Here is a 20,350-nt window from a genome sequence, read left to right as displayed (position 1 = left end):
AAAAAATGAAAAAGAGAGAAGTTCTCACATCCATTAAAGATGAAAAGCTGATTGTAGAGCGTCGTAATCAAATGATTAAAGGGGCCGTCACGCTATTTAAGGAAAAAGGTTTTCACCGAACAACAACAAGGGAGATTGCCAAAGCCGCTGGGTTTAGCATTGGTACGCTTTACGAATATATTCAGTCTAAAGAAGATGTTTTATATCTTGTATGTGACAATATTTATGATGAAGTGAGAGAGCGATTAGAAGAGATGGTAGTGGATCGTTATACAATCTCTGAGCTTCAACAAGCGATTCAGCACTATTTTAAAGTTGTGGATGAGCTTCAAGATGAAGTATTAGTCATGTACCAAGAAGCGAAATCGCTGTCTAAAGATGCGCTTCCATATGTATTAAAAAAAGAGCTGGATATGGTTGAAATGTTTAAGGTTATTATCGAAGGCTGCGTAGAAAACAATCAATTTGCACTTACGGATAAAGAAATTTCGCTGTTTGCTCATCATTTATTTGTTCAAGGTCAGATGTGGGCATTTCGCAGATGGTGGCTACAAAAGCATTATTCATTAGAAGAATATACAAATATGCAGTTAGATTTTTTACTTAAAAATTTTTCATTTCAACAACTGTGTGAGGGGGAGACAGTTTGAATACAAGCAAAAGACCGCTTCGTTTTTTAACCGCTTCTAGCCTGTTTGACGGCCACGACGCGTCCATTAATATTATGAGACGAATTCTTCAAGCCAAGGGGGTAGAAGTCATTCACCTGGGGCATAACCGATCTGTTGAAGAAATTGTTAACGCTTCCATACAAGAGGATGTTCAGGGGATTGCCATTTCTTCTTATCAAGGCGGCCACGTAGAATATTTTAAGTATATGTATGATTTACTCCAAGAACAACAGGCTTCTCATATTAAAATTTATGGCGGAGGAGGAGGGGTCATTATTCCGAGTGAGATTCAAGAGCTTCATGATTACGGCATTTCTAAAATCTTTTCTCCGGAAGATGGACGAAAAATGGGGTTAGAAGGCATGATTCAATTCATGATCGATGATTGTTATTACACAAATCCCCCTGCACTGCCGAAGGATCGAACCTTAACGCCGGCTAATGACCGTTTAATTGCCCAGCTTATTACATGCGCTGAAAATGAAGCCTATGAATACACAAAAGAGCACGCAGCCGCTCTTGAAGAAATCCGAGAAAGTGTAATTGAAAGCGAGACGGATCAAAAAATACCGGTTATTGGAATCACAGGAACCGGAGGAGCGGGGAAAAGTTCGCTTACGGATGAATTAGTAAGAAGGTTTATTGAACATATTCCAGATATTCATGTAGCTGTTTTATCCGTCGATCCAACTAAACAAAAAACCGGAGGAGCGCTTCTTGGGGATCGAATTCGCATGAACATCGCAGCGTCTCCTCGTGTGTATATGAGAAGTTTGGCCACGCGCTCATCTGGACATGAGCTATCGGCGGCCATTCGAGATGGAATTGCCGTCGTGAAAAAAGCGGGTTTCGACATTATCATTGTCGAAACAAGCGGCATCGGGCAAGCTGATGCTCAAGTCAAAGATATTGCAAACGTCTCTCTTTATGTAATGACAAGCGAATTTGGCGCGCCGTCGCAGTTAGAAAAGATTGAAATGATTGATTACGCAGACTTTATTGTAATCAATAAATTTGAAAAAAAAGGTTCCGAAGACGCAAAAAAACAAGTGCAGCGTCAATATCAGCGTAATCATCAGCTGTTTGAAAATAATCTTTCTACCATGCCAATTTACGGAACAATTGCGAGTCAGTTCAACGACGGGGGAACAAATATTTTATTTGAAGATCTTGTAAATCATCTGCATCAAACATGCCGTACGTCTTGGCACGTAGAAAAATCATCAGAGCGCGTAAGTGAAAAGAAATATACCATCATTCCTAATGATCAACAGCAATATTTACAGGAGATTGTAAACAGCGTTCGCTCTTATCACCGCAATACGGATGTTCAAGTGCAAACAGCGCGTAAATTTTATCAGCTAGAGGGTGCTCTGGAAGAAGTGGAAACAGAAACAGCTAAGCAAGAGCTCACTCAGCTAAAGGAGAAATATCAAAAACAGCTAACGGCTGAATCAATTGAAAAGCTGGAAAATTGGCCGAAATTAAAAAGTCAGTACGGGCAAGAAGAACTTATTACAAAGATAAGAAATAAAGAAATTAAAACCTCTCTGCAAGTTGGTACCCTATCAGGACTGCGTATTCCGCGCGTGGCCCTTCCAAAAGTCGAAGAATACGGGGAAGTTCTTCGTTTTCTTTATAAAGAAAATGTGCCAGGTGCGTTTCCTTATACAGCAGGTGTTTTTCCGTTTAAACGAAAAGGAGAAGATCCTAAGCGCCAATTCGCAGGCGAAGGAACACCAGAACGAACGAATCGCCGCTTTCACTATTTGTCAAAAGATGATGAGGCCAAGCGTTTAAGTACAGCGTTTGATTCTGTAACGCTTTATGGAGAAAATCCGGATCCAAGGCCGGATATCTTCGGGAAAATTGGCGAAAGCGGCGTAAATGTCTGTACGCTTGATGATATGAAACTCTTGTATAAGGGATTTGATCTTTGCCATCCGTCGACTTCCGTTTCGATGACGATCAATGGGCCGGCTCCAATATTACTAGCTATGTTTATGAATACAGCTATCTGTCAGCAGGTGGAGAAGAAGGAAGAGGAGCTGAAGCGTCCTCTAACAGAAGAGGAATACGAGGACGTAAAATCGGGTACGTTGAAACAAGTGAGAGGAACCGTTCAAGCGGATATTTTAAAAGAAGATCAAGGGCAAAATACGTGTATTTTTTCCACGGAATTTGCATTAAAAATGATGGGAGATATTCAGCAGTACTTTATTGACGAGAAAGTGCGCAACTATTATTCTGTTTCTATTTCAGGCTATCATATAGCTGAAGCAGGGGCTAACCCGATTTCTCAGCTAGCTTTTACATTGGCCAACGGCTTTACGTACGTGGAATATTACTTGAGTCGAGGCATGCACATTGATGATTTTGCTCCTAATTTATCGTTTTTCTTTAGTAATGGACTTGACCCTGAATACACAGTTATTGGACGTGTAGCGAGAAGAATCTGGGCAATTGTGATGCGTGATAAATACGGCGCGAATGAACGCAGTCAAAAGCTTAAGTATCATATTCAAACATCCGGCCGATCGCTTCATGCACAGGAAATTAACTTTAATGATATACGTACGACGCTGCAAGCCTTAATGGCCCTTCATGACAACTGCAACTCTCTTCATACCAATGCGTATGATGAAGCAATTACAACGCCGACAGAGGAATCTGTACGAAGAGCGATGGCCATTCAATTAATCATTACAAAAGAGCATGGATTAACTAAAAATGAAAATCCACTACAGGGCTCTTTTATTATTGATGAACTAACAGACTTGGTAGAAGAAGCGGTATTGGCTGAGTTCCAACGCTTAAATGATCGAGGCGGCGTTTTAGGTGCGATGGAAATGCAGTATCAGCGAGGTAAGATTCAAGATGAATCGATGGAATATGAGATGCAAAAACATACGGGAGATTTACCTATTATAGGAGTAAATACGTATATTAATCCAAATGAAGAGGAAAATTCCTCAGTTGATGACATGCAGTTAGCCCGCGCATCAAAAGAAGAAAAAAATCATCAAATTAATCAGCTTCAGAAGTTTCAACAGCAGCATGAAGAAAAAAGAGAAGATGCGCTGAAAAGGTTAAAGAAAGCTGCAACAGAAGGAGAGAACATTTTCAAAGAGTTAATGGAGACCGTTAAAGTAGCTAGCTTAGGGGAAATTACGCGAGCTTTATATGAATGCGGTGGGCAATATCGCCGAAATATGTAATAATGTATCGTTAGTATATAGTGATATATTAAAAGCCGAGATGACCGTTTGTGGGTCATCTCGGCTTTTATAGACCTAACCCTAGCGGAGTCAGAATAACTGATGGTGAATTCCTTTTGATCAAAGGATGTTATTGGCGTATTAAATAGAATGTATTATAGTGATAAAATGTCTATTTTTTCGTTGTTTTATGCGAAATTCTCGAGAATTTTAGAAACGAGGCTAGCATAAATGTATTGAATTTGTTTATAATGAATGGTATGTATTTATTCGTTTCCATCATTTACACATATGATGAATTGATTTAATAGATTTTCAATATACATAGTCATAGAAAGGATGTGCCAGATTTGAGTTTAGCACAGTACTCAAAAACGGATCTAAAAGAAATGTCGATGATTGAGATTGCTTATGCACTTCTAGAAGAAAAAACAGATCGTCAAGCAATGTCATTCCAAGAAATTATTGCTGAAATTAAAGCAGCAGCTGAAATGTCAGATCAAGAATTAAAAACGAGATTAGCTCAGTTTTATACAGATATTAATATTGATGGTCGCTTTTTAACAGTAGGGGACAACCACTGGGGTCTTCGTGGATGGTATCCTTTTGACCAAGCTGAAGAAGAAGTTATTCCGGTTGCAAAACCTAAAAAGAAAAAAGCGAAAAAAGCTGTTGTTGAAGAAGTTGAAGATTTTGATGATTTAGAAGAAGATTTGGATTATGAAGATGTTGATGATCTAGACGAAGAAGAAGATTTTGAAGACATTGACGAGCTAGAAGAAGATGAAGAAGATCTTGCAGAAGACGATTTTGACGATTTAGAAGATGATCTAGACGATGATGAGGAAGACGAAGAAGAAGATTATGAGGACGAAAAAGAAAAATAATCCTTCTTGACTTTTTCAAGCGAAGTAGGTAGAATCTTTTTTGGGCTCTTTAAACAAGCATTTAAAAAGTTTTTATTTAAAATAGACTATTGCTCCCAATCCAGTTTTGGTATTGGGAGCAATTTTTTTATTTTATCTATCCATGTTTTACACCCCGATATGTTCTTATAAATCCTTGATAGAAACTTTCTTTTGGTTCTTGAACGTTTCACATTCATAAGGTTTCTTATAATTTCGCATGCACAATGAATGAATTGTGATTGTTTATGTGAAAACTTTTAATATTGTACAGTTCAAATTATTTAGAGGGGGAAGTATAGATGACAAAGTATATTTTCGTAACAGGCGGTGTTGTATCATCTCTAGGAAAAGGGATTACAGCAGCTTCTTTAGGCCGTTTATTAAAAAACCGTGGGTTGAACGTAACGATTCAAAAGTTTGATCCATACATTAATGTAGACCCAGGAACAATGAGTCCATACCAACACGGTGAGGTATTCGTAACGGATGACGGCGCGGAAACAGACTTAGACTTAGGTCACTATGAGCGTTTTATCGATATCAACTTAAATCGCTACAGCAACGTAACAACAGGTAAAGTATATTCAACAGTATTGAAAAAAGAGCGTCGCGGTGATTATTTAGGCGGAACAGTTCAGGTTATTCCGCACATCACAAATGAAATTAAAGAACGCGTTTTCCGTGCAGGTAAAGAAACAAACGCAGATGTTGTTATTACTGAAATCGGCGGAACGGTAGGAGATATTGAATCACTTCCTTTCCTAGAAGCTATTCGTCAAATCAAAAGTGATATTGGCCGTGACAATGTTATGTATATCCATTGTACACTTGTGCCATATTTAAAAGCTGCTGGTGAAATGAAAACAAAACCAACACAGCATAGTGTAAAAGAGTTACGTAGCTTAGGCATTCAGCCAAATGTTATCGTTGTTCGTACAGAAATGCCAATTTCTGAAGATATGAAAGACAAGCTAGCTTTATTCTGCGACATTGATCCAAAAGCGGTTATTGAGTGTGCAGACGCTGAAACATTATATGAAATTCCACTATCTTTACAAGAGCAGCACCTAGATCAAATCACATGCGATCACTTGAAATTAGATTGCAAAGAAGCAGAAATGACTGAGTGGAAAGCACTGGTTGAGAAAGTAAAAGGACTTTCAAATACGACAAAAATTGCATTGGTTGGTAAGTATGTAGAGCTTCAAGATGCTTATATTTCTGTCGTAGAAGCAATGAAACATGCTGGATATGCATTCGATGCAGATGTAAACATCAAGTGGGTAAATTCTGAATTTGTAACAAAAGAAAATGCTCAAGATTTACTTGGTGATGTAGATGGTATCTTAGTTCCAGGTGGATTTGGTGATCGTGGAATTGAAGGTAAAATTGTAGCAACACAATATGCACGTGAGCAAAAGGTTCCATTCTTAGGTATTTGCTTAGGTATGCAGCTGGCATCAGTTGAGTTTGCGCGTAATGTATTAGGCTTAGAAGGCGCACATTCAGCGGAAATTGCACCTGGAACAAATTATCCAATTATTGACTTGTTACCAGAACAAAAAGACGTAGAGGACCTAGGCGGTACATTGCGTTTAGGACTATACCCTTGTAAATTGTCTGAAGATACGCTTGCATATGAAGCATATCAAGATGAAGTGGTATATGAGCGTCATCGTCACCGTTATGAATTTAATAACGAATACCGTCAACAAATGGAAGAGAAAGGCTTTATCTTCTCTGGTACAAGCCCAGACGGCCGTTTAATTGAAATTGTAGAGCTAAAAGACCACCCATGGTTCTTGGCTTCACAATTCCACCCAGAGTTTACTTCTCGTCCAACAAGACCGCAACCATTGTTCAGAGAATTTATTCGTGCATCAATGGAGTCAGGCCAAAACAAATAAGTGAAATAAAAAACACGCTGTCTTTAGACAGCGTGTTTTTTATTCATATTCTTCTACGATTTCTTTTAATGTGAAAATTAAACCGTAGTACGCGTATAAAGCGACCATCATTGCTGGAAAACCAAATCTTGAGCCGTCTTCTCCAGGAATAAGCGGCTTTAACAATTTTGTATCAATATGAGCATCTGCGAGTGCTGTTAAAGAAGGTTCGGCTATCTCTTTAGGAACAGCAGCAATGCTAACAAATGGAATATCCCGTTTCTTTAAACGTTCAGCTATTTCCACTGCTTTATTATCTGTTGAAAATCGAGAGATAAGCAGTACGCGATCAACGCTAGTCAGCTGATCTAATTCATGTAAAGGCAAAGCTTTTGCCTGACTTAAAGGTTCTGCACTGCTTAGTGCTTCAAGCGTAATGGCGTGCATTTCTTCTACACCATAAATATAGATAAATCCTTCTCCGACAGAGGCCTGTGCTAAAATACGCGCGGCATCTTCAAATTGGAATTCTTCTTGTTCTTCAATTCGTTTAAAAAAACCTGAAAGTTGAGTTGTGAAAATTTTAAGCATAGAATCTCCCTTCGATTTAAGCGGCTAAAGCCGTCTATCTACACATTATAACGAAAAAAGCTATCTGTATTCTATCTTGAAATGAGCTACAATGAAAGTAAAGTGCAATGAAGTTGGATGGATGACAAAAAAAGCTATGTTTTGTAACAATTTCTCTAATAAGCAGGGATTTTTGTTTTAAAGGCGAAATACATATGTTAGTTTTGTCTGTAGAAGAGGAATATAAAAGGTGGGATTATATTGGCAGAGAAAATTTTAATTGTTGATGATCAGTATGGTATACGTATTTTATTAACGGAAGTGCTGCAAAAAGAAGGCTATACGACATTTCAAGCGGCGAACGGCTTCCAGGCGATTGATATTACAAAAGAGCAAGCACCGGATCTTGTCTTATTAGATATGAAAATTCCAGGAATGGATGGAATTGAAATTTTAAAAAGGTTAAAGCAGCACGATGAAACGATTAAAGTCATTATTATGACCGCTTATGGTGAATTGGATATGATTCAAGAAGCAAAAGATTTAGGAGCATTAACACACTTTGCAAAACCGTTTGATATTGATGAAATCCGAAAAGTTGTTAGGGAATATATACCAGTAAAGTCGAATTAAGGTTTTGGTAGGGTTTTCATCCTAACAAATTTTGAATATCAGCCTAAAAATGTTGCTGTTTTCATTGTTAGTTGGTATCCTAATTACTGTATTCATAATTCGACAATCTATTATGTAAAGATGCGCGTTGTTTCTACATGAAACACTCAATTCAAGAGCATACTATTTGAGTGTGCCTTTTGGTTAGCATCTAATCTAAGGTTGATTTTAAGGAGGATTTCAATATGCCTTTAGTATCAATGAAAGAAATGCTTATTACAGCAAAAGAACAAGGCTATGCAGTAGGTCAATTTAACTTAAATAACTTAGAGTTTACTCAAGCTATTCTTCAAGCAGCAAAAGAAGAAAACTCTCCAGTTATTCTTGGTGTATCTGAAGGTGCAGCACGCTACATGGGCGGTTTCAAAACTGTTGTAGCAATGGTTGAAGCTCTAATCGAAGATTACGACGTTCAAGTACCAGTTGCAATTCACTTAGACCACGGTTCAAGCTTTGAATCATGTGCAAAAGCAATCCATGCTGGATTCACTTCTGTAATGATCGATGCTTCTCACCACCCATTTGAAGAAAACATTGCAATTACTTCTAAAGTAGTTGAACTAGCTCACTTCCACGGAGTATCTGTAGAAGCAGAACTAGGAACTGTTGGTGGACAAGAAGACGACGTTATTGCTGAGGGCGTTATCTATGCAGATGCTAACGAGTGTGAAGAACTTGTTAACCGTACAGGTATCGATTGCTTAGCTCCAGCATTAGGATCAGTTCACGGACCATACAAAGGTGAACCAAACCTAGGTTTTGCTGAAATGAAAGAAATCGGAGATCGTACAGGCTTACCATTAGTTTTACATGGTGGAACTGGTATTCCAACAAAAGATATCCAAAAATCAGTTTCTTTAGGTACTGCTAAAATCAACGTAAACACTGAAAACCAAATTGCTTCAGCTAAAGCTGTTCGTGAAGTATTAGCTGCGCAACCTGAACAATATGATCCACGTAAATACTTAGGACCTGCTCGCGAAGCAATCAAAGAAACGGTTCAAGGTAAAATGCGTGAATTCGGTTCTTCTAACAAAGCATAATTTGAAATCTTCGGATTGCCTGTTTGCAGTTAGTTGAGTCTGAAAAATAAAACCGTCTTATTTTCATTGTAAGGCGGTTTTATTTTTACTATAATTTTCTTATCATTCTGAATACATAACACAGGGGGATGGCATTCATGAAGTTTTTTATTGATACAGCTAATTTAGACGAAATTAAGGAAGCGCATTCATTGGGTTTGTTAGCGGGGGTTACAACAAATCCTAGTTTAGTAGCTAAAGAGAACATCACGTTTGAAGATCGTCTTCGTGAAATTACAGAGTTCGTTGAAGGGTCTGTAAGTGCAGAAGTGATTGCGCTTGATGCAGCAGGCATGATTCGCGAAGGAAAAGAGCTTGCTGCGATTGCGCCGAATATCACAATCAAGGTACCGATGACTCCAGATGGCTTAAAAGCAGTAAAAGAATTTACTAGTTTAGGTATTAAGACAAACGTTACGCTTATTTTCTCAGCTAACCAAGCGTTAATGGCAGCAAGAGCAGGTGCTACTTACGTATCGCCTTTCTTAGGAAGATTAGACGATATTGGTTTTAATGGTCTCGATTTAATCTCAGATATCGCAGATATTTTTGCGATTCATGACATTCCATCAGAAATTATTGCAGCATCTATTCGTCATCCGATGCACGTAACAGAAGCTGCAAAAAATGGAGCACATATTGCGACAATTCCTTACAAAGTTTTAATGCAATTGTTCAAACATCCGTTAACAAACGCAGGAATTGAACAATTTTTGGCAGATTGGGAAAAACGAAATGTCTAAACATGTATAAATTTGTGTGGTGTTTACCATCCTGACAGGTGAATGCCATATTTTTCTTTTATCTTGTCGAAACTATACATGATTTTTTCATTTTCGTGTACACTAGTAGGTAATAGGAAAAATAACCATTCTTTTAGGTATTCTTTGTACCAAAATTTTCCTCAATTACTAGGTGAGAAACTTTCTTTCACTAGAAGGGAGCTATAAATGGAAAAGTTAAAAATACAAGGTGGCTTTACCTTAAGTGGATCCGTCCGCGTCAGTGGTGCTAAAAATAGTGCCGTTGCGCTTATTCCAGCAACAATTTTAGCCGAGTCACCTGTTACAATTGAAGGTCTGCCCGATATTTCAGACGTGCAGTTATTAGGGGATTTAGTTGAAGAAATTGGTGGGAAAGTAACTATTGATAACGACGAATTAACAGTAGATCCATCCGGAATGGTTGCAATGCCTTTACCGAACGGAAAAGTAAAAAAATTACGCGCTTCTTATTATTTAATGGGGGCGATGTTGGGACGCTTTAAAAAAGCGGTAGTTGGGCTTCCAGGAGGCTGTTACCTTGGTCCTAGACCAATCGATCAGCACATTAAAGGCTTTGAAGCTCTTGGCGCTAAAGTAACAAATGAACAAGGAGCTATTTACATTCGAGCTGAGGAACTGATTGGTGCTCGAATTTATTTAGACGTTGTTAGCGTAGGAGCAACAATCAATATTATGCTCGCTGCTGTAAGAGCAAAAGGGCGTACCGTTATTGAGAATGCTGCTAAAGAGCCTGAAATTATTGATGTAGCTACGTTGCTGACAAGTATGGGTGCCCGTATTAAAGGTGCAGGTACGGATGTTATTCGAATTGATGGAGTAGATCAATTAAAAGGATGCCGTCATTCCATCATTCCAGACCGAATTGAAGCAGGCACATATATGATCATGGGAGCGAGTATGGGAAAAGAAGTTGTTGTGGACAACGTTATCCCTCAGCATTTGGAGTCATTAACGGCTAAAATGCGTGAGATGGGTATTCATATCGAAACAAGCTCAGATCAGATTCTTGTAGCGACTCGTCAGCTATTGAAGCCCGTAGATATTAAGACGCTAGTATATCCAGGTTTTCCAACTGATTTACAGCAGCCATTTACGACGCTTCTAACAAGAGCGTCTGGTACAAGCGTTGTGACAGATACAATTTATGGTGCAAGGTTTAAGCATATTGATGAACTGAGACGAATGAATGCATCTGTTAAGGTAGAAGGGCGTTCTGCTATTATTAATGGTCCCATTCACTTACAAGGTGCACGTGTGAAAGCGTCGGACTTACGGGCAGGAGCAGCTCTCGTAACCGCTGGCTTAATGGCCAAAGGGATTACAGAGGTAACGGGTTTAGAGCACATTGACCGAGGTTACAGTCATTTAGTAGACAAGCTATCGGATTTAGGGGCAATGATTTGGCGTGAAGAGATGACTCAAGAGGAAATTGAGCAATTTCAAAATTCATAAAGGCAAATCGGTGCCACAGTCATGAAAGCAAAGTTTAGAAATGAGCTTTTTAATAAGCTACACAGGCGTAGGAGCGTTCTTCTATCTCTGTGTAGCTTATATATTTATGAATAGGGTAAATAGATAAAAAGGGAAGCTAAAAGGTAAATTTCACTTCTTATTTTAACGTCCAGTTTATTTCCTTTAATGTGAAATTATGAAAAGGTTTTCCTCGCTTCTCGTAAGCTATTAAATTTCCTTTTTTTTATTCATCTTCTAAAGTAAAAAAAGATTGATTAAAAAGATAGAAAAAGGTTAGAATATAAATTGCTACGTTAAATTTATCAAGATAATATAAATGGTTTTATGTCGGAATTATTCTTCTAAAAGTGTATAGTTAATCAATTGATTCTACTTATTATACTTCAAAGGTTATATTCTCCATTTTTACAGATTTATTCCATCCATATCATCTCTCAATTTTATATTTGAATTTAATATGGGAGGAACGGTTAAAAATTATTCATTATAAAGCGTGGTGTCCTAATGAACTTAACATTATCCAGTTTAGAAAATATGAAATTAAAAGAGCTGTATGAACATGCTCGTGAGTATAAAGTTTCGTACTATAGTAAATTAACGAAAAAAGAACTTGTCTTTGCTATTTTAAAGGCTCAAGCTGAACAAGATGGGCTTTTATTTATGGAAGGCGTTCTTGAAATTATTCAATCAGAAGGATTCGGTTTCTTACGACCAATTAACTATTCACCGAGTTCAGAAGATATTTATATCTCAGCTTCACAAATTCGTCGCTTCGATCTGCGTAATGGAGACAAGGTATCGGGGAAAGTTCGTCCTCCAAAAGAAAATGAGCGCTACTACGGATTATTACATGTAGAAGCAGTAAACGGAGAAGATCCGGAAACGTCAAAAGATCGCGTACATTTTCCAGCGCTAACGCCAATTTATCCAAATGAACAAATGCTGCTAGAAACTCAGCCAAGAAGTTTCTCTACGCGTATTATTGACTTGATTTCACCAATTGGATTTGGGCAAAGGGGACTAATTGTCGCACCGCCAAAAGCAGGTAAAACGATGCTATTAAAAGAAATTGCCAATAGCATTACAACGAATCATCCTGATGCAGAATTGATTGTTCTTCTTATTGATGAGCGTCCTGAGGAAGTGACGGACATTGAGCGTTCGGTTGACGGTGATGTTGTCAGTTCTACATTTGACGAAGTGCCAGAAAACCACATTAAAGTAGCGGAACTTGTACTTGAACGTGCGATGAGATTAGTTGAACACAAAAAAGATGTTGTCATTTTGATGGACAGCATCACAAGACTTGCTCGTGCTTATAACTTAGTTATTCCACCGAGCGGTCGTACACTATCAGGGGGTATTGACCCGGCTGCTTTTCACCGTCCAAAACGATTCTTTGGAGCGGCTCGTAACATTGAAGATGGAGGCAGCTTAACCATTCTGGCAACAGCCTTAATTGATACAGGCTCTCGTATGGATGATGTTATTTATGAAGAGTTTAAAGGTACAGGTAACATGGAACTGCATCTAGATCGTTCACTAGCTGAAAAACGTATCTTCCCTGCGATTGACATTCGTCGCTCAGGCACACGTAAAGAAGAGCTGTTAATTCCAAAAGAGCATTTAGACCATCTATGGGCAATTCGTAAATCAATGGCAGATGCTCCTGATTTTGCAGAAAAATTCTTAAAACGTTTACGTCAAACAAAGACAAATGAAGAGTTCTTCTCGATGTTAACGGAAGAGAAAAAAACACTTCTAGCAAATAAACGATAAGTTATAAAACATGTGGTTGCAAAAGCATACAACCCTTGTTATAATTTCATCATGTGTGTTGATAAAGTACACAGTGAAATAGTTATTATTTCATCACTATCTTTATCAATAAACTCTGTTTCAGAATGATTCAGGGCGGAAGGAGATGAAACGAATGAAAACAGGAATTCATCCAAACTATAAAACAGTTATGGTTAAATGTACTTGCGGAAACGAATTTGAAAGTGGTTCTGTAAAAGAAGAGATCCGCGTTGAGACTTGTTCTGAATGTCACCCATTCTACACTGGTCGTCAAAAATTCGCTGAAGCTGGTGGCCGTGTTGATCGCTTCAACAAAAAATACGGTCTTAAATAATCACATTGTCGAAACAAACAGGCAAGTAGCTTAACTTCTTGCCTGTTTTTTTGCTTATAAAAGTAGAAAAACAGTGTCTGCTTGATAAAAAAGTGGGTACTTTATCATAGGAATAAGATCTACATAGAAGACGTAGATTAAGTTAGTAGCGGTTCGCTCAGAAACGGAACGAGAAGAAGGGAGAGTCCCGCAGTGGTGTACGTAATGAAACAAAGCGGTTGGATAGAAGTAATTTGTGGCAGTATGTTTTCAGGGAAATCAGAAGAGTTAATTCGACGTGTGCGCCGCACGCAGTTTGCTAAACAAAAAGCACAAGTGTTCAAGCCTGCAATCGATAATCGATATAGCGAAGAAGCGGTCGTTTCACATAATGGTACATCTGTTATGGCTTATTCAATCTCGGCATCGCGCGATATTTTAAAGCGAGTAGATGAAGAGACAGACGTAGTAGCGATAGATGAAGTACAGTTTTTTGACACAGATATTTTAGAAATTGTTCAATCTTTAGCGGATCAAGGCTTTCGTGTGATTGTAGCGGGGTTAGATCAAGACTTCAAAGGTGAACCTTTTGGACAAATGCCGCAGTTAATGGCTATTGCAGAGTCGGTAACAAAGCTACAGGCTGTGTGCGCTTCATGTGGCTCTCCTGCGAGCCGTACACAGCGTTTGATTAACGGTGAGCCTGCTTCTTATGACGACCCTATTATTTTAGTCGGTGCGTCTGAATCGTACGAACCAAGATGTCGTCATTGCCACGTTGTGCAAAAGTCTAAAGGACAAGCTGTGTCTGTGGACTCAAGCGAAATGGTCGAAAAATAAAGCAAGAATTTTATGATGATAAAAACAGAACGCGCAGTTCTGTTTTTTTGTTCATATACGTGTATTAACAAGGTTTTGACTCTATTTTAAAGCTATACTATAATTACAATGTTATGGATAAAGAATGAGGTGAATGACGTGTTTGATCGTTTAGAAGCGGTAGAGGCGCGCTATGAGAAGTTAAACGAACTTCTGAGTGACCCTGAGATCGTAAACAACCCCTCTAAGTTGAGAGAATATTCGAAGGAACAATCAGATATACAACAAACGGTAGCGGCTTATCAGGAATACAAAGATGTAAAAGAGCAGTTATCAGAAGCGAAAACGATGCTTGAAGATAAGCTTGATGCAGATATGCGTGACATGGTAAAAGAAGAAATTGCCGAGTTAGAAACGCAGCAAGAAGAGCTAGTTGAAAAGCTACGTATTTTATTAATTCCAAAAGATCCAAACGATGATAAAAACGTAATCATGGAGGTTCGTGGAGCGGCTGGTGGAGATGAAGCAGCATTATTCGCAGCTAATTTGTACCGAATGTATTCGCGCTTTGCTGAATCACAAGGCTGGAAAACAGAAGTAATGGAAGCAACGACTACTGGAGTAGGCGGTTATAAAGAAATTATCTTTATGATTAACGGTAAAGGTGCGTACTCAAAGATGAAATTTGAAAACGGTGCACACCGTGTTCAACGAGTTCCTGAAACAGAATCAGGCGGTCGTATTCATACATCTACAGCAACGGTAGCATGTCTTCCTGAAGCGGAAGAAGTCGAAGTGGACATTCATGAAAAAGACATCCGTGTAGATACATTTGCTTCAAGTGGACCTGGTGGCCAAAGTGTTAATACGACGATGTCAGCCGTTCGTTTAACGCATTTACCAACAAATACAGTGGTATCATGTCAAGATGAAAAGTCTCAAATTAAAAATAAAGAAAAAGCAATGAAAGTATTGCGCGCTCGCGTGTACGATAAGTTCCAGCGCGAAGCACAAGCAGAGTACGATGCAACGCGCAAACAAGCAGTTGGATCCGGAGATCGCTCCGAGCGTATCCGTACGTATAACTTCCCGCAAAATCGCGTAACGGACCACCGTATTGGTCTGACGATTCAAAAGCTAGATCAAATCTTAGAAGGCAAGCTTGATGAAATTATCGATGCATTAGTCATGGAAGACCAAGCGCGCCGAATGGAAGATTCGAACTAATGAAAGTATTTGAAGCCCTTAAGTGGGCTTCTTCTTTTTTGAAAGAGGCAAAGCGAGATGAAAACGCGGGAGAACTCTTGCTTCGCCATCACTTGCAGATGACGAGAACTCATTTGCTAGGTGCTCTGCAGGAAGAACTAGAAGAAGAAATTCTAAAAAGATTTGAACAAGATGTCCATGCTCATAAAGCAGGTATGCCTGTACAATATCTAATCGGGACAGAAGAATTTTACGGGCGTTCATTTATTGTAAACGAACATGTATTAATTCCAAGACCCGAAACGGAAGAGCTGGTATACGGAATGATTTCTCGAATAAAAAAAGAATTTCAACACCAGCCTATTGAGCTTGTAGATATTGGAACGGGAAGTGGGGCAATTGCTATCACTTTAGCTTTGGAGGTTGACAGAGTGGAAGTTACAGCAACAGATATAGCTATAGAATCTTTAAGCGTAGCCAAAGAAAATGCTCAAAACCTGGACGCTGCTGTCACGTTTATACAGGGAGATCTATTACAACCATTTCTATTATCGAATCAGAAATTTGATGTAATTGTGTCTAATCCGCCTTATATTCCAGCAGATGATGAGTTGTCCACAGTGGTAAAAGATCATGAGCCAAACCGAGCTCTTTTTGGTGGAAAAGATGGCCTGGATTTTTATCGGCGTTTCATGGAAGAGTTGCCATATGTGACGAAGTCAAATAGTATTATTGGATTTGAAGTCGGGGCCGGACAGACAAAAGATGTAGCTGAGATGCTGCAAAAAACGTTTCCGACAGCTTTTGTAGAATGTGTATATGATATTAATGGAAAAGATCGAATGGTTTTTGCACAACTTCGCGAGAACTAAAAAAATCAGAGGGAATGATTTTCCCTTTGATTTTTGAAAATCATGCATTTTTTTACTAAATTACTAGTTTAAGATATCTTGCTTTCGGCCATACTGTTCCTATGAAAGGGCGGTGGCCGAAATGAAGAAATATGCTATCATTTATTTTATTTTATTAATTATTGGAGCAAATGCTCAACTTATATATACACATAACCAAGTGCAGGCAGATCAGCCTGCAGTCATTCCAGACGAGGCAATTCGGCTGCGCATTTTAGCAAACAGCGACGGTGAAAAAGACCAGTACGTAAAACGTCTGATTCGTGACCGCGTGAACGAACAAATCACAGAATGGGTAAAAGATTTAACATCTGTAACTGTAGCTCGAAAAACAATTAAAGAAAATTTGCCGGCGCTTGAAACAATTGCGAAAGAAGTGCTAAAAGAAGAAGGCGTAAATGAATCTGTTCATGTTAAATTCGGAAAAGTAGAGTTTCCTACTAAGTTGTACGGTCAGTTTTTATATCCAGCAGGTGAGTATGAAGCCGTGCTTATTACTCTTGGCAAAGGAGAGGGAGCAAACTGGTGGTGCGTACTATTTCCTCCTTTATGCTTCTTAGATTTCTCAAACGGTGAAGCGGTAAAAGCGCCGGAGCCATCTGAAGAAGAGCCAAAGGAAGAAAAAGAGAAACCAGCAGCTTCTGAATCAAAATCTGCAGACAAAACAGATGACAAATCGGCTGAAAGTAAAGAGCCCGCAGTGAAAACAGAAATTCAATCTGCAACTATTACATCAGATTCTATTGAGCAGAAAGCTGAGGAATCTTCTCAACCAACAGTATCTTCTAAAGAAGCAATTGCAAAAGATACAAGCACAGTAAAGGAAGAAACAAGTGCTAAGGCTGAAAAAAAGGAAAGTAAAGAAGCTGAAAAGTCTATTTCATCTAAGAAAAAAGCTGATTCTAAATCAAAAGAAGATTCTGTAGAAGTTAAGTTTTTTGTAGTAGAATGGGTATCGTCAGTATTTAATTAATAGAATCATTAAAAATAAAATTCAGTTCTACTTTTTTTAATCATCTCATAGATTTGTTACTAGAAAACAAGTTGAGGTGATTAAAATGAGAGAACAATTAAAAATTGCCAGTGAAAATGATTATATTCGAATTCAGCAGTTTTTACAAAAAGCGGGCATCAGCACAGCAGGTGTGGAAGAGCATATTCATCAATTTGTCATAATGGAAAATGAAGAAGGCGAGCTGCTAGCAACAGTTGGGTTTGAAAAAGAAGGTGTGGATGGAATTCTCCGCTCCCTTGTCGTGTCTCCTTCTTTAATGCAATCTGATATTCTGCTGCTATTTAAAAGCATCGTCCAGCTGGCTCAAAAGCATGGCGTGAAGCAACTATATTTACTAACAAATAAGGCATCTTCTCTACATTTTTTTCAAATGATGAATTTTCAGCAAACATCTTACAGTGCACTGCCTGAGTTGTTAAAAGAACATTCTTATTTAAAAAAGTTACCAAACCCTCAGGATGTCTATGTGATGTTTTATGCAGCTAGTTAAAAGAAAATGTGGATAAATCATTTTAAAGGGGTATCCACAATGTTATTCACAAAAATATGAGCTTTATCCACATTTTGTGGATAAAGCTTGTTTGTTGATATAATGAATGCAGGTATTTTACTATCTATGATACATATTGTACTTTTAAAGTAAAAAAAACCTAGATATAGAAAGAAAAAGGAGTTGAAGAAGATGGAAACTAAGTTATGGGTTGTGGATAATTTTACGAACGAAAAAGATATTTATCCACAGATAGAAGAAGCAGCAGATTTGCTGCGCAATCACGAAGTGGTTGCTTTTCCTACAGAGACGGTGTATGGATTAGGAGGAGATGCAACATCGGATAAAGCTGTGGATAAAATTTTTGCAGCGAAAGGACGTCCTAGTGATAACCCTCTTATTGTTCATATTGGAGATAAAGAGCAGCTTCATACATTTGTAGAGTCGATTCCTTCAAAAGCAGAGAAAGTGATCGATGCTTTTTGGCCGGGTCCTCTTACAGTAATATTACCCAAAAAAGATCGAGTTTCAGATAAGGTTACGGCTGGTTTAAGCAGCATTGCAGTGAGAATGCCATCACATCCAGTAGCCCTCGCATTATTAAAAAAAGTGGCTTTGCCTATCGCAGCTCCTAGTGCAAACCTTTCCGGCAAGCCGAGTCCCACTCTAGCTCATCATGTGATGAATGATTTAGAAGGGCGTATTAGCGGAGTTGTAGACGGAGGAGCAACAGGGGTAGGAGTAGAGTCGACTGTCCTTGATTGTACCGAAGAGATTCCTATCATTTTACGTCCGGGCGGCATTACTCAGAAAGAGTTGGAAAATGTCATTGGTCCCGTAAAAGTAGATCGAGCGTTACTAAGTGATAAAGAAGCGCCAAAATCTCCAGGTATGAAATACACGCATTACGCACCTGATGCACCGCTTGTCATTGTTGACGGCAGTTCAGATTTTTTCCAATCTATTATCGATCGCTATAAAGATCAGGGTAAGCGAGTAGGGGTATTAACGACATCTGAACATGAAGATGCGTATAAAGCGGATGCGGTTATCACATGTGGATCTCGTTCAAATTTAGAGACGGTTGCTAGCCACTTATACGAGTCGCTTCGTTCATTTAATGAGTGTGACGTAGATGTTATCGTTAGTGAAAGTTTTTCTGAAGAAGGAGTCGGTCATGCCGTTATGAACCGATTAATGAAAGCTGCAGGACATCACGTGATTAAGCAATAAAATTCATCTTCTAAACCTTTTCGAATGTGCATATTTTGAAATAGGAGCACGTCCGAGGAGGGTAAAGATGAATGTATCTCAGTTAATTAGTGAAATGATCACGTTAGTCATTATGGCGTTTGCCTTAGGAATGGATGCTTTCTCAGTTGGTTTGGGAATGGGATTAATTCGTTTACGCTTTCGCCAAATTTTCTACATTGGTGTTGTTATCGGTGTATTTCATATTTGGATGCCGCTGTTAGGCATGTTTATTGGACGACTTTTGTCTGATAAACTTGGAATGTTTGCTACCTATGGCGGTGGAATTTTATTGTTGATTCTTGGGGCGCAGATGATTTATTCCTCCTTTAAGCATGACGATACGCCGTTTATCAAACCAGTTGGCTTTGGACTGTTATTTTTTGCGCTCAGCGTGAGTCTAGATAGTTTTTCTGTTGGACTTAGCTTAGGTATTTTTGGGGCAAGAACGTTTTTGACCATTATTGTTTTTGGCGTAGTGAGTATGCTATTAACTTGGTTAGGACTGCTGTTAGGCAGAAGAGTACAAGGTTGGCTTGGTTCATATAGTGAGGCACTGGGCGGGAGCATTTTATTAGCTTTTGGAATCAAATTGTTACTACCTTTTTAACTATATATAAATAGGTAAAGGATCATGACCATGCAGGTTATGGTCTTTTTTTGCTTCTTTTGGATTGCAGTGATAAAAGAAGGAAAGCGAAGTCGTTTTTTCGAGGTGCATGAAGCGATAATGGATAAAAAATACCCGAAAAAGCTAACTGGATTTATGCAGGCAATAGAGATACAATAGGGTGGAATATCAACATAGTCGAACATAGTGAAAGCAAGGGAGGATGTATCTTGAAAAACATCTTATTTGTATGTACAGGAAACACGTGCCGCAGCCCTATGGCAGAAGCGTTGCTCAAAGCTAAAGAGATAGATGGAATAAACGTGAAGTCTGCAGGCGTATTCGCTTCAAATGGAAGTGAAGCTTCTGTTCATGCACAAGTTGCCCTTCAACAGAAAGGCATAGCTTGTTCTCATGCTTCGGCAGCATTAACGGAAGAACAATTGATGTGGGCTACTTATATTTTTACGATGACGGAGCAGCATAAAATGCTGATTTTGAACCAAGCTCCATACGTAAGTGATAAATTATTTACGCTAAAAGAATTTGCCGACGAGCAAGGTGAAGTATCTGATCCGTTTGGCGGATCATTACAGACGTACGAACAGACTTTAGAAGAGTTAGAGCGTATGATTAACAAAATAGTCGACAAATTATAAAAGGTCCCATA

19 protein-coding genes are annotated in these 20,350 nt (G+C 38.7%); 18 read left to right on the top strand and 1 reads right to left on the bottom strand.

Features of this window, described 5'->3' with window-relative positions; genetic code table 11:
- The first annotated feature begins 5 nt into the window (after positions 1-5).
- The 4 genes from AC0KUU_RS22715 (at position 6) to AC0KUU_RS22700 (ending at position 6,704) form a co-directional block, all read left to right on the top strand.
- A complete protein-coding gene (locus AC0KUU_RS22715) occupies positions 6-650 on the top strand; it encodes a TetR/AcrR family transcriptional regulator (RefSeq protein ID WP_013085484.1) in 645 nt (214 codons plus the stop codon).
- Positions 647-3,889: a fused isobutyryl-CoA mutase/GTPase IcmF gene (gene icmF / locus AC0KUU_RS22710; RefSeq protein ID WP_280560591.1), complete on the top strand. Its 3,243-nt coding sequence runs from the start codon at positions 647-649 to the stop codon at positions 3,887-3,889. Before AC0KUU_RS22715 ends, icmF begins: the two co-directional genes overlap by 4 nt.
- A 350-nt stretch (positions 3,890-4,239) precedes the next feature.
- Complete coding sequence (gene rpoE / locus AC0KUU_RS22705; RefSeq protein ID WP_043977497.1) at positions 4,240-4,776, top strand: DNA-directed RNA polymerase subunit delta; 537 nt, start codon at positions 4,240-4,242, stop codon at positions 4,774-4,776.
- 320 nt (positions 4,777-5,096) lie between these two features.
- Positions 5,097-6,704, top strand: coding sequence for a CTP synthase (locus tag AC0KUU_RS22700; RefSeq protein WP_043977495.1), 1,608 nt, complete (start codon positions 5,097-5,099; stop codon positions 6,702-6,704).
- A 39-nt stretch (positions 6,705-6,743) separates the two neighbouring features.
- On the opposite strand, the gene AC0KUU_RS22695 is transcribed toward AC0KUU_RS22700, so the two are convergent.
- Positions 6,744-7,274 (bottom strand): DUF2529 family protein, encoded by a 531-nt coding sequence (locus AC0KUU_RS22695; RefSeq protein WP_043977494.1) that lies wholly within the window; start codon positions 7,272-7,274, stop codon positions 6,744-6,746.
- Positions 7,275-7,511: 237 nt separating this feature from the next.
- On the opposite strand from AC0KUU_RS22695, the gene AC0KUU_RS22690 reads away from it, so the two are divergent.
- The 14 genes from AC0KUU_RS22690 to AC0KUU_RS22625 all read left to right on the top strand — a co-directional run bounded on the left by AC0KUU_RS22690 (position 7,512) and on the right by AC0KUU_RS22625 (position 20,339).
- Positions 7,512-7,886, top strand: a complete 375-nt coding sequence (locus AC0KUU_RS22690; protein WP_087944205.1) for a response regulator — start codon at positions 7,512-7,514, stop codon at positions 7,884-7,886.
- A gap of 224 nt (positions 7,887-8,110) precedes the next feature.
- Positions 8,111-8,968, top strand: a complete 858-nt coding sequence (locus tag AC0KUU_RS22685) for a class II fructose-bisphosphate aldolase (protein WP_013059826.1) — start codon at positions 8,111-8,113, stop codon at positions 8,966-8,968.
- A 137-nt stretch (positions 8,969-9,105) separates the two neighbouring features.
- Positions 9,106-9,750 (top strand): fructose-6-phosphate aldolase, encoded by a 645-nt coding sequence (gene fsa, locus AC0KUU_RS22680; protein ID WP_043977491.1) that lies wholly within the window; start codon positions 9,106-9,108, stop codon positions 9,748-9,750.
- Between the two features lie 207 nt (positions 9,751-9,957).
- Complete coding sequence (locus AC0KUU_RS22675) at positions 9,958-11,244, top strand: UDP-N-acetylglucosamine 1-carboxyvinyltransferase (RefSeq protein ID WP_013059824.1); 1,287 nt, start codon at positions 9,958-9,960, stop codon at positions 11,242-11,244.
- 525 nt (positions 11,245-11,769) lie between these two features.
- Positions 11,770-13,044: a transcription termination factor Rho gene (gene rho / locus AC0KUU_RS22670; RefSeq protein WP_013059823.1), complete on the top strand. Its 1,275-nt coding sequence runs from the start codon at positions 11,770-11,772 to the stop codon at positions 13,042-13,044.
- A 154-nt stretch (positions 13,045-13,198) separates the two neighbouring features.
- Positions 13,199-13,399: a 50S ribosomal protein L31 gene (rpmE, locus tag AC0KUU_RS22665; RefSeq protein ID WP_013085477.1), complete on the top strand. Its 201-nt coding sequence runs from the start codon at positions 13,199-13,201 to the stop codon at positions 13,397-13,399.
- Between the two features lie 204 nt (positions 13,400-13,603).
- Positions 13,604-14,218: a thymidine kinase gene (locus AC0KUU_RS22660; RefSeq protein ID WP_226897604.1), complete on the top strand. Its 615-nt coding sequence runs from the start codon at positions 13,604-13,606 to the stop codon at positions 14,216-14,218.
- Between the two features lie 138 nt (positions 14,219-14,356).
- Complete coding sequence (gene prfA / locus AC0KUU_RS22655; RefSeq protein WP_013059820.1) at positions 14,357-15,424, top strand: peptide chain release factor 1; 1,068 nt, start codon at positions 14,357-14,359, stop codon at positions 15,422-15,424.
- Positions 15,424-16,275, top strand: coding sequence for a peptide chain release factor N(5)-glutamine methyltransferase (gene prmC / locus AC0KUU_RS22650; protein WP_043977488.1), 852 nt, complete (start codon positions 15,424-15,426; stop codon positions 16,273-16,275). The genes prfA and prmC overlap by 1 nt, the downstream gene beginning before the upstream one ends.
- A gap of 121 nt (positions 16,276-16,396) precedes the next feature.
- On the top strand, positions 16,397-17,287 hold the full coding sequence (spoIIR, locus tag AC0KUU_RS22645; protein ID WP_025752486.1) for a stage II sporulation protein R: 891 nt from the start codon (positions 16,397-16,399) through the stop codon (positions 17,285-17,287).
- Between the two features lie 85 nt (positions 17,288-17,372).
- Complete coding sequence (locus AC0KUU_RS22640; protein ID WP_013059817.1) at positions 17,373-17,819, top strand: GNAT family N-acetyltransferase; 447 nt, start codon at positions 17,373-17,375, stop codon at positions 17,817-17,819.
- A gap of 192 nt (positions 17,820-18,011) precedes the next feature.
- The gene (locus AC0KUU_RS22635) at positions 18,012-19,052 is read left to right on the top strand and encodes an L-threonylcarbamoyladenylate synthase (protein WP_043977484.1); all 1,041 of its coding nucleotides are present in this window, start codon (positions 18,012-18,014) and stop codon (positions 19,050-19,052) included.
- A 67-nt stretch (positions 19,053-19,119) separates the two neighbouring features.
- Positions 19,120-19,680, top strand: a complete 561-nt coding sequence (locus AC0KUU_RS22630) for a manganese efflux pump MntP (RefSeq protein WP_013059815.1) — start codon at positions 19,120-19,122, stop codon at positions 19,678-19,680.
- 230 nt (positions 19,681-19,910) lie between these two features.
- Positions 19,911-20,339, top strand: a complete 429-nt coding sequence (locus AC0KUU_RS22625) for a low molecular weight protein arginine phosphatase (RefSeq protein WP_153252778.1) — start codon at positions 19,911-19,913, stop codon at positions 20,337-20,339.
- Positions 20,340-20,350: the final 11 nt, after the last annotated feature.

This window comes from Priestia sp. ST2 (assembly GCF_055810735.1).
This window is presented reverse-complemented; position numbering and strand designations above follow the sequence as displayed.